Annotated in this window: 9 protein-coding genes; 5 read left to right on the top strand and 4 right to left on the bottom strand. The window is 45.2% G+C overall.

What is annotated here, in order from left to right:
• Positions 1-55: 55 nt before the first annotated feature.
• Both alaS and F7D73_RS13325 read left to right on the top strand, forming a co-directional pair.
• Entirely contained in the window at positions 56-2719 is a 2664-nt protein-coding gene (gene alaS, locus F7D73_RS13320; RefSeq protein WP_153125426.1) for an alanine--tRNA ligase, read from the top strand.
• Positions 2720-2896: 177 nt separating this feature from the next.
• Positions 2897-3406, top strand: a complete 510-nt coding sequence (locus F7D73_RS13325; RefSeq protein ID WP_153125427.1) for a gamma carbonic anhydrase family protein — start codon at positions 2897-2899, stop codon at positions 3404-3406.
• Positions 3407-3662: 256 nt separating this feature from the next.
• Here F7D73_RS13325 and F7D73_RS13330 read toward each other — a convergent pair whose 3' ends face one another.
• The gene (locus F7D73_RS13330) at positions 3663-5390 is read right to left on the bottom strand and encodes an alpha-amylase family glycosyl hydrolase (protein WP_153125580.1); all 1728 of its coding nucleotides are present in this window, start codon (positions 5388-5390) and stop codon (positions 3663-3665) included.
• 75 nt (positions 5391-5465) lie between these two features.
• On the bottom strand, positions 5466-5606 hold the full coding sequence (locus F7D73_RS16395) for a glycoside hydrolase family 97 C-terminal domain-containing protein (RefSeq protein WP_367383724.1): 141 nt from the start codon (positions 5604-5606) through the stop codon (positions 5466-5468).
• 404 nt (positions 5607-6010) lie between these two features.
• On the opposite strand from F7D73_RS16395, the gene F7D73_RS13340 reads away from it, so the two are divergent.
• The 3 genes from F7D73_RS13340 (at position 6011) to F7D73_RS13350 (ending at position 12004) form a co-directional block, all read left to right on the top strand.
• Positions 6011-8272 (top strand): glycoside hydrolase family 3 C-terminal domain-containing protein, encoded by a 2262-nt coding sequence (locus F7D73_RS13340; protein ID WP_153125429.1) that lies wholly within the window; start codon positions 6011-6013, stop codon positions 8270-8272.
• Positions 8273-8310: 38 nt separating this feature from the next.
• Entirely contained in the window at positions 8311-10662 is a 2352-nt protein-coding gene (bglX, locus tag F7D73_RS13345; protein WP_153125431.1) for a beta-glucosidase BglX, read from the top strand.
• 136 nt (positions 10663-10798) lie between these two features.
• Complete coding sequence (locus F7D73_RS13350) at positions 10799-12004, top strand: ATP-binding protein (protein ID WP_153125433.1); 1206 nt, start codon at positions 10799-10801, stop codon at positions 12002-12004.
• A 438-nt stretch (positions 12005-12442) separates the two neighbouring features.
• Here the strand turns inward: F7D73_RS13350 and F7D73_RS13355 are convergent, their stop codons facing one another.
• On the bottom strand, positions 12443-15922 hold the full coding sequence (locus F7D73_RS13355) for a family 78 glycoside hydrolase catalytic domain (protein ID WP_194256923.1): 3480 nt from the start codon (positions 15920-15922) through the stop codon (positions 12443-12445).
• A gap of 87 nt (positions 15923-16009) precedes the next feature.
• Entirely contained in the window at positions 16010-17467 is a 1458-nt protein-coding gene (locus F7D73_RS13360) for a RagB/SusD family nutrient uptake outer membrane protein (RefSeq protein ID WP_153125435.1), read from the bottom strand.
• Positions 17468-17473: the final 6 nt, after the last annotated feature.

Consider the following 17473-nt stretch of genomic DNA (forward strand, 5'->3'; position numbering starts at 1 on the left):
CTTCTTATCTTTGCAAAGAATTTCGAAAAAAAATAAAGATAAAGACAAAAATAATATGATGACAGCTAATGAAGTGCGCGAATCCTTCAAGAAATTCTTCGAAGGTAAGGGCCACAAAATTGTTCCATCAGCACCTATGGTTATCAAGGATGACCCAACGCTGATGTTTACAAACGCTGGTATGAACCAGTGGAAAGACATCATCCTCGGTACAAAAGACCCAGGCAAGGATGTTCGTCGTGTTGATACTCAAAAATGTCTCCGTGTAAGCGGTAAGCACAACGACCTCGAAGAGGTAGGTCATGATACTTACCACCACACCATGTTCGAGATGCTCGGTAACTGGAGCTTCGGCGACTACTTTAAGGAGGGTGCCATTGATTTGGCATGGGAGTATCTTACTGAGGTTTTGAAGCTCAACCCTGCCGACCTCTATGTTACCGTATTCGAGGGTTGCAAGGAGGAAGGTCTGGAACGCGACAACGAGGCAGCAGGTTACTGGGCTAAGCACGTGCCAGCCGACCACATCATCAATGGTAACAAGCACGACAACTTCTGGGAGATGGGCGATACAGGTCCTTGCGGTCCTTGCTCAGAGATTCATGTGGATTCACGTACTCCAGAGGAGAAGGCTCAGGTGCCAGGCCGCGAATTGGTAAACAAGGATAACCCACAGGTCATCGAAATCTGGAACATCGTGTTCATGCAGTACAACCGCAAGGCTGATGGTTCTCTCGAACCACTCCCAATGCACGTTATCGATACAGGTATGGGCTTCGAGCGCTTGGTTCGCATGTTGCAGGACAAGCACTCTAACTATGATACAGATATCTTCCAGCCGATCATCAAGGAAATCGAGGCTATCTCTGGCAAGAAGTATGGCTTCACTACTCCTACAGGTGAGAATGGTGAGGGCAAGGATGAGCAGGAAAAGATTGACATCGCTATGCGTGTCTGCGCCGACCACCTCCGTGCCGTAGCCTTCTCTATCGCCGATGGCCAGTTGCCAAGCAACGCCAAGGCAGGTTACGTAATCCGCCGTATCTTGCGCCGTGCCGTACGTTACGCTTACACATTCCTCGGTCAGAAGCAGGCATTCATGTACAAGCTCGTCAATGTATTGGTAGAGCAGATGGGTGCAGCCTTCCCAGAGTTGCCAGCTCAACAGGAACTCATCACCCGCGTGATGAAAGAGGAAGAGGATTCATTCCTCCGCACCTTGGAGAAGGGTATCAACCTCCTCAATGGCGATATGGACGAGCTCAAGGCTCATGGCGAGATTCAGCTCGACGGCGTGAGCGCATTCCGCCTCTTCGATACCTACGGTTTCCCTCTCGACCTTACAGAGCTTATCTGCCGTGAGAATGGTTACACAGTAGATGCTGCAGGCTTCGACGAGGAGATGAAGAAGCAGAAAGAGCGTGCCCGCAATGCTGCTGCCGTAGAGAATGGCGACTGGGAGGTTTTGAAGGAAGGCGACCAGAACTTCGTGGGTTACGACTATACAGAATATGAGTGCCACATCCTGCGCTACCGCAAGGTGACTCAGAAGAAGAACTCTTTCTATGAGTTGGTACTCGACAACACTCCATTCTATGGTGAAATGGGTGGACAGGTTGGCGACAAGGGTGTACTCGTTAGCGAGGATGAGACTATCCAGGTTATCGACACCAAGCGCGAGAACAACCAGAGCATCCACATCGTAAAGGAGTTGCCAAAGGATGTAAATGCTGACTTCATGGCTTGCGTCGATATCGAAAGCCGCGAGGGAAGCGCTGCCAACCATACAGCTACCCACTTGCTCGACTACTGTCTGAAGCAGGTTTTGGGCGAGCACGTAGAGCAGAAGGGTTCTTATGTAGATAAGGATACATTGCGTTTCGACTTCTCTCACTTCCAGAAGGTAACTGATGAGGAGCTCCGCAAGGTAGAGCACATGGTAAACGAGATGATCCGTGCCGACTACGCACTGGATGAGCACCGCGATACTCCTATTGAGGAGGCTAAGGAGCTTGGCGCTATCGCCCTCTTCGGCGAGAAGTATGGCGACAAGGTTCGTGTGGTTCGCTTCGGTCCATCTGCTGAGTTCTGTGGTGGTATTCACGCCAAGAGCACCGGTAAGATTGGTTTCTTCAAGATTATCTCTGAGAGCAGCGTAGCTGCCGGCATCCGCCGTATCGAGGCTTTGACAGGCAAGGCTTGCGAGGAGGCTATCTACGGCTTGCAGGATACCATCGTAGCCTTGAAGGGCTTGTTCAACAATGCCAAGGATCTTGAGGGTGTCATCAGAAAGTACATCGACGAGCACGATGCCTTGAAGAAGGATGTTGAGAAATTCCAGGCTCAGGCTGTGGAGCGTGCCAAGGATAAGCTTGTAGAGAATGCAAGAGAAATCAACGGCGTGAAGGTTGTTACAGCCGTATTGCCAATGGAGCCAGCAGCTGCCAAGGATTTGGTATTCAAGGTTCGCGAGGCATTGCCAGAGAACATGATCTGCGTAGTAGGTTCTGTTTATAACGACAAGCCTATGCTCAGCGTAATGTTCAGCGATGATATGGTAAAGGATCACGGTTTGAACGCTGGTAAGATGATTCGCGAAGCTGCCAAGTTGATTCAGGGTGGCGGTGGCGGTCAGCCTCACTATGCTCAGGCTGGCGGTAAGAACAAGGACGGCTTGAGCGCTGCAGTAGATAAGGTTGTAGAGTTGGCTCAGCTGTAATAAGCCTCCTCAAAGAAGTATATGATAGAGTTATCTTAACTCTTATATATAATAAGGTATAAAGGGTTGCAATCCATCTTTTCGAGGATTGCAACCCTTTTTCTGTAAAATGCTGCGTATGATTTCAATATTTTTATTACCTTTGCACCCGAATTGTAAAACATATACATATTTAATATGGCTATCATAAAGACAGTAGAGGGAAAGACTCCCCGTTGGGGAAAGAATTGTTTTATCGCTGAGAACGCCGTACTGACAGGTGACTGTATTCTTGGTGATGACTGTAGCATCTGGTATAGTGCAGTATTGCGCTCTGACGTGGATGTCATCAGATGTGGAAACAGGGTAAATGTGCAGGATTGCGCCTGCATCCATCAAACCGGTACGATGCCTTGCATTCTGGAGGATGATGTATCTGTGGGACATGGGGCCATCGTCCACGGAGCCACAGTCAGAAAAGGCGCACTCATCGGCATGAATGCCACCGTGCTAGACAAGGCTGATATCGGCGAAGGAGCTATCATTGCTGCAGGTGCTGTGGTTACCCATGGCACTAAAGTTCCAGCACATGAGATTTGGGCAGGTATTCCAGCCAAGAAGGTGAAAGCCTGCGCTCCCGGCCAAGCCGAGGAGTTTGCCAAGCATTATTCCGGATATATCAAGGACTGGTATCTGAAGGAAGATTGATAGAAAGGTATCTTGGTAAGGAGACTATCATCGTATTAGTAGGTTAACGACGTGTAGTAAAAGCAGCATGATGAAGATGATTCGTGACCGTAAAACAAAAATGCGCCCGCACAATACGGACGCATTTCTGTTTTTATAAAATTACCACCAACAGCAGAACAGCAGTGATACTCCCTTCTTCAGCTTCTTTCGAGGCTTCCTGTTCTGTTTGTTCTAGGCGATGGCAGGAGAAAGCACTCCCATAGAAGATAGAGCTCTATCTTTCCACCATGAATATGGCGGCACTTATGCCTGAAACTTTAATCACATCAGTCTTTCTTCCTGATTTATACACAACCTTTCCTGTGGAAAGAACAGAAACTGCCTTACCACCTACGGAGCTGATATTGAGAGAGGCTGCCTTGGCACCAGGATTCACGACAACAACATACTCCTCCTCACCCAAAGTGCGCTCATATACCATCGGATATTCCTGCCCCTTCCGGTTCAGGAGCTTCCAATCACCCTCATTGTCAAGAGCCTTTGCAGAATGACGCAAAGCGGTCAACTTACGGGTATATGACAACAGAGAATTCTGATCTCCCTGCTGAGCTTCAACGGTCAACTTTCCGTTTTCCGTATCTACAGGGAAGTAAAGCTTATCGGGTGCACTCGTAGAGAATCCGGCATTCTTGCCCTTGGTCCACTGCATCGGAGTACGAGTACCAGAGCGCTCATTGCTACCCTCCTTGTTAGGGAGATTCATCTGATACTTCATACCAATCTCATCACCATAATAGATAAACGGAATACCTGGCATGGTGAGGAAGAAGGTCATCGCCACCTTCAACTGGTCAGGCGTATTGCGGGTACCGATGTTAGGGCGCTGGTAATCATGGTTGGCAGATGGAACAGCAATGTAGCCGAGATTCTTGGTGGCATTGAAAGCCTTGGTATAGTTCTCGCTAAATTCCTTAAGCGAACCCTTTCCCTGCTTGTCGAAATAGCAGTTCTTATAGCTCTGCTCCCATTTGCCCCATGGAGTCTTACGGTCGAAGAACAGAGAGGCATAGCCCTTAAGACCGAAATGGATGTAGAAATCGATGTTGAAGCCGGCAGGAATGGCTTGCTGCGGATTAGCCCACTCTGAAATCAGGACGGTCTCAGGATAATACTTATCCTTCCAGGCACGCATCTCCTTCCAGAGCTTGGAAACCTCCTTCTTGTCGGGGTCGTTCTTGATAAGCGATGATGCCATATCTACACGGAAGCCATCCACACCCTTATCAAACCAGAAAGCCATAATGTTACGTATTTCCCTGCGGACAGCCTGTGGTCCTGGAGCATCCACGCCCTGCTCCCAAGGATGATTTGGATCTGGATGAGCAAAACCATAGTTCAAGGCAGGCTGGCACTCGAAGAAATTCTTCTCATAATACTTGGCACGAGGAGCATTAGCCTCCACATATCTGCCTCGGGTACTAGACTCCGGACTTGCTTCCTGATGACGGGCTTCTATTTCTTTCTTCTCACTCTCAGGGATATCATTCATCCAGATATAATAGTCGCTGTAACGCTGGTTAGGATCTTTCTCGGAAGACTCCTTAAACCAGGAACACTTGGTGCTGGAATGTCCTGCCACCAGGTCGAGACAAACCTTGATGCCACGCTTATGGGCCTCATTGACCAAAGTAACCAAATCGGTATTGGTACCGAATCGAGGATCCACCTTGTAGAAATCGATGACATCATAACCACCATCAAACCATCCCGACTCAAAGATTGGATTGAGCCAGAGGGCGTTCACACCCAGAGACTTGATGTAATCCAACTTGGAAGTGATACCCGGCAGATCGCCAATACCGTTGCCATCAGTATCCATATAGGAAGATGGATAAATCTGATAGAAAAGTGCATCACTCAACCAAGCCGGTCCCTTCTTCTGTTCTGCCTGAACAGAAAGTGTGGTTGCCGCCAAAGCAGCAACCAACAGCATTTTATTCATTCTTTTCATAAGCAACATTATTAATTCAAAAAAAACTTTCTTTCATAATAACTCAAAATTCTGCATTTTATTGTGTTATTGTGCAAGAATGCTAATTGCAAATCCGCCACCTGCAACAGAGTTCAACTTCAAGACAGACTTGCTGGTCACAGTCTTCTTGGTGATGACATAAGCCTGAGAATTGGTCTTGTAGTTGGCATTTTTGCGATTGCAAATTTAATAGTTTTTTTCGAGTTATCCTAACCTCATTAATAGAATAGTGGAACAAAAACGACCCAAGAATGCAATAACAACCTCATTAACAACAGGTTTTCATAATCTTCCATACCATTGAAAGTGGATGGAATAAAAATTGTATTTTGCACCCTTTTTATCCATCAATTATTTCTACAACGCTTTCTTCATTTTCATTTACTACCACTTTTAGCCACATTTCTACTTTTTATACCTCACTCTTTATCAAGCACTTATAAAAAAACACAGATAATATTTTTCCACTTTTTCTTTGCAAGCACTAGGTTTATACCTTATTATTTCATAACTTTGCATCCGAAAATGACAGATACGCATTTTCATAACTAACAATTTAATATTCATAAGAAATAATATTCACAAGAAACATGAAACACTTCATTCTATCCTGCGCACTGTCGATGGCGGCTATAGCCTCCTCCAGCGCACAACAAACTGGTCAGTTGCCCGTCTATCTCGACAACACCAAACATGTAGAACAACGCATCGATGATGCCATCTCTCGCATGACACTTCAAGAGAAGATTCGCATCATTCATGCACAGAGTAAGTTTTCCTCTGCTGGAGTTCCCCGTTTGGGATTTCCTAACTTCTGGACAGATGACGGTCCTCATGGTGTTCGCCCTGATGTATTGTGGGACGAATGGGAGCAGGCTGGCCAAACCAATGACTCCTGCGTTGCCTTCCCAGCCCTCACCTGCCTGGCAGCATCCTGGAACCCACAGATGAGCAGAATCTATGGAGAAGCATTAGGCGAAGAGGCACTGTATCGAGGAAAAGACATGATTCTAGGTCCTGGCGTGAACATCTATCGCACCCCATTGAACGGACGCAACTTCGAATATATGGGTGAAGATCCTTACCTGGCAAGCATCATGGTTGTACCTTATATCCAAGGATTACAGTCTAAAGGAGTATCAGCCTGCGTAAAGCATTACTGCCTCAATAACGAGGAGGAATACCGTCATCAGGTAAACGTCATCGTGAGCGACCGTGCCCTCCACGAAATCTATCTTCCAGCCTTCAAGGCTGCTGTAGAGAAAGGTAAGACTTGGGGAATCATGGGTGCTTATAATCTCTACAAGAACGAACACAACTGCCACAACCAGTGGACACTGAACAAGATTCTGAAGGGCGACTGGAAATATGACGGCGTAGTGGTAAGCGACTGGGGAGGCGCACACGATACCGACCAAGCCGTGAAGAACGGGCTCGACATAGAGTTCGGCACATGGACGAACGGATTGACTATGGGTGCCAGCAATGCCTACGATAATTACTACCTTGCCGTACCATATATAAAAGGTATCCAGGAAGGTAAATACACCACCAAGGAATTGGATGAAAAGGTGCGCCGCGTATTGCGCCTCTTCTATCGCACCACCATGAATCCGAACCGTCCTTATGGTTTTCTCTGTTCTGACAGCCACTATGCAGCAGCCAGACAGATTGCCGAAGAAGGCATCGTACTGCTCCAGAACAAGAACCATGTGCTTCCTATCAATACCCAGAAAGCACAACGTGTTTTGGTAGTAGGAGAAAATGCCGTGAAGATGATGACCGTGGGTGGAGGCAGCTCTTCTCTCAAGGTACAGCGGGAGATTTCGCCACTCGACGGATTAAAATCACGACTGGAAAAAGATAATGTGGAAGTGGAGTTTGCCCGAGGTTATGTAGGCGATGTAAGCGGAAATTACAATGGCGTAACTACCGGACAGAATCTGGATGACAAACGCAGCGAGGCAGAGCTGATAGCCGAAGCCGTAGAAAAAGCCAAGCATGCTGATTACGTGGTGATGTTTGGCGGCTTGAACAAGAGTGATTATCAGGATTGCGAAGGTCACGACCGCAAACAGCTTGAATTGCCATACTCTCAAGACAAGCTCATCGAGGCTTTGACTAAAGCCAACAAGAACTTCATCTATGTGAATATCTCGGGTAATGCTGTGGCTATGCCTTGGAAAGAAAAAGTGGCTGGCATCATTCAGGGATGGTATATCGGTAGCGAAAGCGGTGAAGCTCTGGCTTCTATCCTCACCGGCGACAAGAATCCTAGCGGCAAATTACCATTCACATGGGTAAACTCATTGCAGGAAGTGGGTGCCCACGCATTAAATACCTATCCGGGCACCTGGCGCAAGGAAGGTGGAGCCAAGACTGAGGGCAACATCATTGATGAGGAGTATAAGGAAGGCATCTATGTAGGCTACCGCTGGAATGATAAGAAAAACATCAAGCCAGCATTCGCCTTTGGTCATGGATTGAGCTACACCCAGTTTGCCATCTCTAATCTTCGCAGTGATAAGAATCTGATGAATCAGAATGACTCTATCACCTTTACCGTGAATATAAAGAACACTGGCAAACGTGCCGGTGCAGAAACCATCCAACTCTATATCCATGATGTAAAGGCTTCTGTCGATCGCCCTTACAAGGAGCTGAAGGGATTCCAGAAGGTTTACCTGCAGCCGGGAGAGAGCAAGGATGTAAACATCACCATCAATAAGCAGGCACTCAGCTTCTATGATGAAACAGCTGCATCCTGGAAGGCAGAAGCAGGCAAGTTTGAGGCACTCGTCGGAAATGCTTCCGATCAGCTGAAACTTAAAAAGGCGTTTGAACTGAAATAAAATGAGTGGAGTTAATACATAACAAAAACATCGTAAATATGAGAACAGCATTCATATCACTATCATTTCTGCTGGCTGGCTCGCTGATGGTTCCTGCCATCGCCCATACACCCGCCAGCAAGAAGAAAGTTGCTACAACAACTCAAAAAGGTAAAATCCTGCCGATGAAGGAGTATATCGACCAGCTGATGGCAAAGATGACTCTGCAGGAGAAAATCGGTCAGCTCAACCTGATGGTGGCTGGCGATATCACTACCGGTGGAGCCCTGGACACCCAGGTGGGTGGCGACATTGCAAAAGGCAACATGGGCGGCGTATTCAACATCAAGGGACTCGACAAGATCAAGGCTCTCCAGGACATCGCCATCAAGAACAGCCGTCTGGGCATTCCGCTGCTGGTGGGCATGGACGTAATCCATGGTTACGAGACGATGTTCCCTATCCCTCTCGCCCTCTCCTGCTCCTGGGATACAGAAGCGATGAAGAAGGTAGGCGAAGTATCGGCTAAGGAAGCCAGTGCTGCAGGAATCAACTGGACTTACTCGCCCATGGTAGATATTGCACTCGATGCCCGATGGGGACGAATCAGCGAGGGCAACGGAGAGGATCCTTACCTGAGCGGCGTGATGGGTGCCGCACTCACACAGGGTTACCAGGGTGTTGACATGCGCACAGAGGAGATTTTGAGAGCAGATAGAATCATGGCTTGCCTCAAGCACTTTGCCCTCTACGGAGCCGTGGAGAGCGGAAAGGAATACAACACCGTGGATATGAGTCGCATACGCATGATGAACCAATACCTGCCTCCTTACGAAGCCGTGGTAAAGGCTGGCGTAGGCAGCGTAATGTCTTCGTTCAACCTGATAGATTACACCCCTGCCACCGCCAACCACTGGATGATGACTGATGTTTTGAGAAAACAATGGGGATTCAAGGGATTCGTGGTAACCGATTATGCATCTATCGCCGAGATTCTGAACCACGGCACAGCCAAGAATCTGAAAGAAGCATCAGAACAGGCACTCCTGGCTGGTACGGATATGGATATGTGCTCCAATGCCTTCGTCAAGCATCTGGCACAAAGCGTGGCAGAGGGCAAGGTGACGGAGGAAGACATCAACACTGCCTGCCGCCGCATCCTCGAGGCAAAATACAAACTGGGATTGTTCAGCAATCCTTACCGTTATTGCAACGCCAAGCGAAACAAGACCGACATCTACTCTGCCGAAAACCGACAGATAGCTCGCGACGTAGCAGCCGAGACCTTCGTGCTTCTGAAAAATGAAGGAAATCTTCTTCCTCTGAAGAAACAGGGAAAGATAGCGCTGATTGGTCCTCTTGCAGATACCCGCAACAATATTGCCGGCACATGGAGTGTAGCTCAGGCTCCAGAGAAATATACTACTATCAAGGAAGCCATGGAGAAAGCGCTCGATGGCAAAGCCACCTTATTATATGCACAGGGCAGCAATATCTGGCGCGATAGGGAACTTCAGAAGAACGGCGAACAGGGTAAGTCTATTGCCTGGGGAGATGAGGTAAAGATGAAGAACGAGGCACTGCAGATAGCAAAGGAAGCAGATGTGATTATCTGCGCCATGGGCGAAACTGCCGATATGAGCGGGGAATGCGCAAGCCGCACTAATCTGGAAATGCCTGATGTACAGCAGGAACTTCTGGCAGAACTCGCAAAGACGGGAAAACCTGTCGTATTGCTCAACTTTGCCGGTCGCCCTACGGTTTTGTCATGGGAGAATGAACACATTCCTACCATCATGAACGTATGGTTTGGTGGTTCTGAAGTGGGAGATGCACTTTGCGATGTTATCTTCGGCGACAAGGTTCCATCAGGTAAGCTCACCACTTCCATGCCAAAGACAACCGGACAGGAGCCTCTCTACTACAATCATCAGAATACGGGAAGACCAGTACCTGATGACAATCAGAAATTTGCCAAGTTTGCCAGCAATTGTCTGGACGTAAGTAATGGTCCTCTCTATCCATTCGGCTATGGATTGAGCTACACCACTTTCGAGTATGGCGATTTGAAGCTAAGCAGCCATGAAGTCAATATGGATGACTGGAAGATTACTGCCACCATCAACGTAAAGAATACAGGTAGCCGAGATGCCGACGAGGTAGTTCAGCTTTATATCCGTGATATGGTTGCCAGCATCTCTCGCCCTGTCAAGGAGCTGAAAGGTTTCCAGCGCATCCATCTGGCTGCAGGAGAAAGCAGGGAAATCTGCTTCGACATCACTCCTGAAATGCTCAAATTCTATAACGCAGAATTAAAGCATGTGATAGAACCTGGCGACTTCCAGATTATGGTGGGAGGAAACAGTAAAGAGGTAAAGACCCAGAATCTTACTGTTAAGAAGCACCCATAGAAGTTCCCCTATGGGTGCTGAGTAGTTACATGACACCATCTATAAGTTATAAAAACTAAAAATAGACAAATTTTATCACTTATAAATGAAACTTTTCGTATATTTGCAAAAAGTTTCATTTATAAGTGATAAAAATATGGCAACTATTATTCGTCAATCATATATCGACAAGATAGAAAGGTATCTTGGCAAGGAGACTATCATCGTATTAGTAGGTCAACGTCGTGTAGGTAAAAGCTACATGATGAAGATGATTCGTGACCGAAAAACGGCAGATGACGGAAACAATATTATCTATATAGACAAGGAGAAAAGAGAGTTTGACTACATTCAGACCTACCAGGATCTCAACGACTATATCGGACAGCACTTTTTATCCGATAAACATAATTATATCCTTATCGATGAGATACAAGACATCAAGGAATTTGAACGATCCATCCGAAGTTATCGCACAGAACCCAACACCGACATCATTATAACTGGTAGCAATGCCCGTATGCTGAGCAATGAACTGAGCACACTCATCGGTGGCAGATATAAGGAAATCTATATCCAATCGCTGAGCTATAACGAGTTTTTGGAATTTCATCAACTATCAGATAATGACGAAGCACTTGCTCTGTACATTCAGTATGGCGGTTTGCCTGGTCTGGCAAAGATAGGTCTGGAAGAGGATGATGCACGTGAATACCAGATGGATATTTACCATACCGTTTTGCTTAAGGATGTCATCATGCGCAACCAGATAAGAAACGTGCCATTCTTAGAGAACCTGGTGCGTTTCCTTGCTGATAATACAGGTAAACTCATCTCAGCCAACAGCATCTCCAAATATATGAAATCTCAAGGAGAATCCATCGCTTCGGCAGCTATCACCAATTACATATCCTTCCTTTGCGAAGCCTATATCCTGCACAAGGTGAACCGCTATGACATCCACGGCAAACGTATCTTTGAAACCAACGATAAGTTTTATTTTGAAGACAACGGCATTAGAAATGCCATTGCCGGAGGTACACGTGAAGGAGACATTGAGAAAGTGATAGAGAATATCATCTATCAGCACCTCATACGATTGGGCTATCAGGTATATGTAGGACAATTGCAAGCTGGAGAAATCGACTTTGTATGTACCAAACCAGGAGGCGAACGCATCTACGTGCAAGCTTCCTACATCATAGCCGACAATGCAACCAGAGAGCGGGAGTTTGGCAATCTCCGTGCCATCAAGGACAACTATCCGAAATACGTTATCTCCATGACTCCTCTGCTCACCAAGAATGATGATGACGGCATCACGCATCTGCATCTTCGCAAGTTCTTGAAAGAAGGAATATAAAAGTTCAAGCAGATTCGCAGAGTTGCAACTATGTTATAAAACCAGAAATGCACCCGCACAATACGGACGCATTTTTTATTTTATAATTCTCCCGAGAAACTATGTAAATATTATTCTAAACGAGTAAAATACTTCTCAAGCACCCGTAAAATGGGTAAAGAAGAGATTCTATATTTTCCCTTAAGGTTTTTTGTATTTTCCTTTAAGGGAAAATATATTTTCCTTAAGGGTTTGAAAATTTCTCCTTAATGGATTTTTACGAAGCTTTCAACTTGTAAAGATAAGTACAATATCGCTTACTCCATACACTCCATAAGTGCAAAGTCTGAGATTATAAAAAGTGAGGTTCACCAGCCAGGACAAAAACGGAGTTATAAGATAAAAAAGAGCGTAAAGAGATAAGATGCCTATGCTTCTTATACTCTTTACGCATAAGATTTAGTTTTCGCAGACAGTAAACTGATATTGGCCTGAGGCCAATTCCAAAACGTATTTATTTCCTATTAGCTTATATTGATTCTTCTTTAATTTCTTTCCATCCAGTAAAACAGACTTCTGAGAAGCTGCAGGTAAACTTACCGTAGCAGATGTGTTTGCTGGAATGACAAATGAATAGACAAGTCTATTGCCCTTTCGTTCCCATTTGCTTTCGATCCTGCCATACATACTATCATAGAATCCGGAAGCATACTGCAAGCCACCTGGCTCATCAGGCTCGGGTTGCAACAGAAAATGCTTAAATCCAGGGTTCTCCTCGTCGCGCTGAATACCCAAAGAAAAGTTATACATCCAAGCTGCCACAGCTCCAAAAGAATAGTGATTGAAGGAGTTCATGCGGTTGTTGCCTCCAAAACCTCTCTCATGTGTATAGGAATTGAGACGTTCCCATATTGTTGTTGCTCCCTGAGTTACTGGATATAGCCAGGATGGATAAGTTTTTTGGCGAAGCAGTCGATAAGCCAAGCTATCTTGCCCAGCATCCGACAAGGCTTTGCTAATCCAGGCAGTACCAATAAAACCTGTCATCAGAGAATAAGGTGGACAATATTCTCCTTTGTCTGTTTTGTTGGAACGTATGAGAGTTGACTTCAGGTTTTCTATAAACTTTGTTCTCAATGCTGGTTTGATGATATCAAATACCAGTGGAAGTACGTAAGATGTTTGTGTATCTACCAACTTGCCCTTTTGTTCTTTATTGAATGAGGAAGCTATCGTTTTACCCGAAGAAGGATTCACGTAGGAGGCGTTGAACAGCTCAACCCGTTCCTTGTGCAAATTCCCATAATAGGCTACATCATCAGGAAAGCCCAATATTCCTGCCATCTTCTGCATCAATTCCAAATCATAGATATAATAACACTCCCAAAGAAGAGATTTGTCATTCCGTTCATCTTCCAGTCCCAGCCAGTCACCAAGATCTCCCCACTGCCGTTTCTGAACAATGATGTCTGTGGTACTATCTATATAATGGCTCTTCACATATTCTATATATTTCTTCATTGCAGCATAATGTTCCCTGATCAAGGTAGTATCATTATATTGCTGGTAGCACTCCCATGGAACAGTAATGCCGGCACTTCCCCACAGCAACCCACCAAAACCACCACCTATAGGGGCAATGTCTTGAAATCTTCCCTCAGGGGTTTGTACATCTCTCATTGCCTGCAAGTAGCTACGAAGCATGACAGCGGCATCAGTCATATAAGTTGCTGTACGGGAAAACACAGAGATGTCACCCGCCCAACCCATACGCTCATTACGCTGAGGGCAATCCGTTGGTATGGAGAGGAAATTTCCCATTGAGGACCATTTCACATTTTCCCAGAGACGATTGATATTGTCATCGGAAGTCTGATACGCTGAGGAAATCTTCTTGATAGAACTCAAGACGATTCCTTTGACATTTTCCAATGGAAGTGGAGCTTCCAAACCGGTGATTTCAATATAGCGGTAACCGTGATAGGTGAATCGGGGGGTAAAAACTTCGATACCACCTTTGGCGACATAGATATCCTGAGCCATCGCTGCACGGATGTTCTCCATCATCATCATTCCCGCATCACCAGCATATTCCGGAAGATTTGGATACAATACCTCTGCGTATCTCATCGTGACTTGCGTAGAAGGTGAAAGACCGCAGAATTTGATTTTTGGAACACCCACCATGTTCTGCCCCATATCATAAATGAATACCCCTTTTCGCACTTCCTTAACCGATTTTGCAGGGAGTTCACAGACAGGAAGTATGGTGTTTTCATTTTGCCCCACCAGTTTGAAAAAGCTATAATCATCGGGAGCCATTGCCGTTCCCCATCCGTCATGGCTTACATGTTCGGTCAACGGGATTTCAACACAATCTCTCCATTTGCCAGCATCATAAGAAGGAAGAGACCATCCTTCTACATCACCCTCACGGCAAGCATCATATACTTCTCCCTGGAAAAGACTTCCGTATTTCACAGGTCCTTCATCGTAGTATTGCCACAGAGAAGGAGATGTTACAACATCCTGGCTGCTGCCATCCTTATACCTAATATATAATCTGGCCAATAGTGACTGACGGTCACCGAAATAATTCCAGTTCTCACCTTGAAAGGTAAGACCGCCACTCCACCAGCCTTCACCCAAAATAGCACCTATTGCATTCTGACCATACAGTAAATGCTCAGTAACGTCATATGTCTGATAAGTATGTGTCTTGTTATATTGCGTTATACCTGGATTTAGATATTCCTCATTGACACGCTTGCCATTCATATAAACATCATATACACCACGTGCAGTAACATAGAGGCGAGCAGAGGCCACCTCCTTATCCACCTTGAAACTAGTACGAAGCATCGGCATAGACTTCTGGCTAGGATTAATGATAACCTGGCGTGAGGACTTCCTGCCATCTAAAGTCATTTGGAGCTTATCTACTTTTACGATAACATTACCTGGACTTCGAAATGCTCTCACTTCGGCTTCCGAAAAAGTAGCCATTTGAGATTTGTTGACTGCTATTCCCAGATCAGCCAATACTGGAAAAGCCAGGAAGTCTCCACCTTGCCCTATAGGATTCAATGACTGTATTCCAAGACTTTGACCATCCACGAAGATTTCCGTATACCCCAGGTTGACTGCCACTTCAAAATGATGCTTGAGATAACGGTTACCTTGATTGATGACACTCGCCGGTATGGATATAACCTTTAGAGGAACATCCTGCTTGTCCTCTTTGGCATATCCTACTCTATAAACTGCAACTGTTGCTTCCTTTTTATCATCTATTCCCTGAGTATTCAGTTCTAACTTTATATAGGAAGCATCCTGATGATTCTGCAGATGATAGATGTTTTTGTTGGCATCCATCAATCTTCTGTCATTGACACCAAGCAAGAAGGATGCTTGTTTTGATTTGCTGCGTTTGTCTAATTGAAGAGAAATGGAGAATCTGAATACAGGCAGGTATTGACTATGAAGCACATTGCAGGATTCCGGTAAACCAACCCATTTGGCACCTTTCCAGGCTTCGCTCTTATCCGAATGGTTCATTAAACCCATCTCAAACCAGGAAGTTTGACTCATTGGACAGTCATCCTGATTCCAAACGGTCAAATTCCATTGATACCTTTTCTGAGGCATCAATTTCTTACCTGCGTAACGTACATTCAAGGACTTTGAATTGGCAACTTTTCCAGAGTTCCACAATACCTTTCCCTGCACGTCGGTTACAGTAATGGCATAAGCTTTCTGATAGCAATTCCTGGAATGATCATCAGATAGCATTTGCCAACTGAATCTAGGATGCTCCTCTTCAAGAGCAATTGGAGTTTTCTGATACTCCACCTTCATCTGCGCTATCGATGTTGTACGTTTGGCGTAAGAAGCGCCAGCCAACATGCAAAAGAAAAAAAAGACAATACGATGTTTCATAATAAAAGGCTTTTTATTAAGCTAAGAAGGGTGTCATCCTCCTATATCTGAGCTCAGAAATAGACTAATGCCCCCTCCTGATGTGAATTAAAAATATGTAGTCAAAGCGGCTTCTGCTGCAGGTAACGGGAATAAAATTCTGATATCTGTATAAGACTGTGGAGCTACACCATAACCTTCTGGGAAATAGTAATCTTGTGGATTGGCCTTTACCCGATTGCCATAAGCCTTCATGACAGATTCTACCTTGCCGGAATGAATCAAATCGAGCCAGCGTTTGTTTTCAAATGCTAACTCTACTCTTCTCTCATTCAATATGGCTTCACGCAACAGACCTTGATTAGTAACCTCGCAGTCATTCAAGCCTGCTCTTTTACGTACTTGGTTCAAATAAGTCAATGCTTCATCCGTCTTACCCTGTTCATTCAAAGCTTCAGCAATAAACAATAAAGTTTCTGCATATCTATATACAGGCCAATTGTCATTGGTGATTCCAGAAACGGCATGTGTATGGCAATACTTCTTGATATAAGGGTATTCCACCCCATGAGCAGTAAGCATGCCGATAGATGCATCTTTTCTCAAGTCACCCTCTTCATAAGCCTTGATGATGTCAGGTGTTGGAATGTTATATCCTTCTACTATTCTAGCCACTTCTGGAATTCCAGTGATTGCTGTAACTTCTTCAGCAGTAATAGGCTGAGCCAGGAATACATAGAAGAAGTTGCTGGCATATCCATCATTACCTTCCTTGAATTGTACTTCAAACAAAGACTCTTCATTGTTTTTGTTGGCAGGATCAAAGACATCTGCATAGTTATCCAGGAGACGATAACCGCTTATCTCCTTTAAAACCTTCTCAGCATCAGCCCATTTTCTTTGATTGATATAGACGTTGCCAAGTAACATCTTAGCTGTACCCATACTGACTCGTCCACTTTCTTGAGCCATTTTGTCAGGTAACAGTTCTGACGCCAGCTTGGCATCTGCTATGATCTGGTCATATACGGAATCAACGCTTGCCAAAGGCTGGGTAGCATCGCTTAACTTTTTGACGGGTGTCAGGTGAAGAGGAACCTTTCCAAAATACTGTACCAGATCAAAATATGCAAATGCCCTAAGGAACAGAGCTTGTCCCTTGATGTTGTTTTTAGCCTGCTGGTCAAAACTTACATTATCGATATTTTCCAACAGATAATTGGCATTGGAGATAATACTGTAATCATCTGCATACTTATGATAGGAAACAGAGTTATTGGCATCATCCTGGAAATTCTTCACAAACTCAGCAGAGATTGTACCTCTGTCATTGGGATTGAATGCATAAGTGGTGTTGTCAGAGCGAAGTTCACCCATCGCCCAAGCACCGTCACTGCCGCTATACAAGCTGCGAAGGATGGAATAAACACCATTCAGTCCCTGTTCAAAGTCTTCCTTTGATTGGTAATATACATCTGTACTTAATGTTGTCTTGGATGGAATATCCAAGAAATTATCACAAGAAGCAAACAATAAGCCAAATAATAATATCTTAAAGTATTTCATAACTGT

Source organism: Segatella copri, from assembly GCF_009494395.1.
Taxonomy (GTDB): domain Bacteria; phylum Bacteroidota; class Bacteroidia; order Bacteroidales; family Bacteroidaceae; genus Prevotella.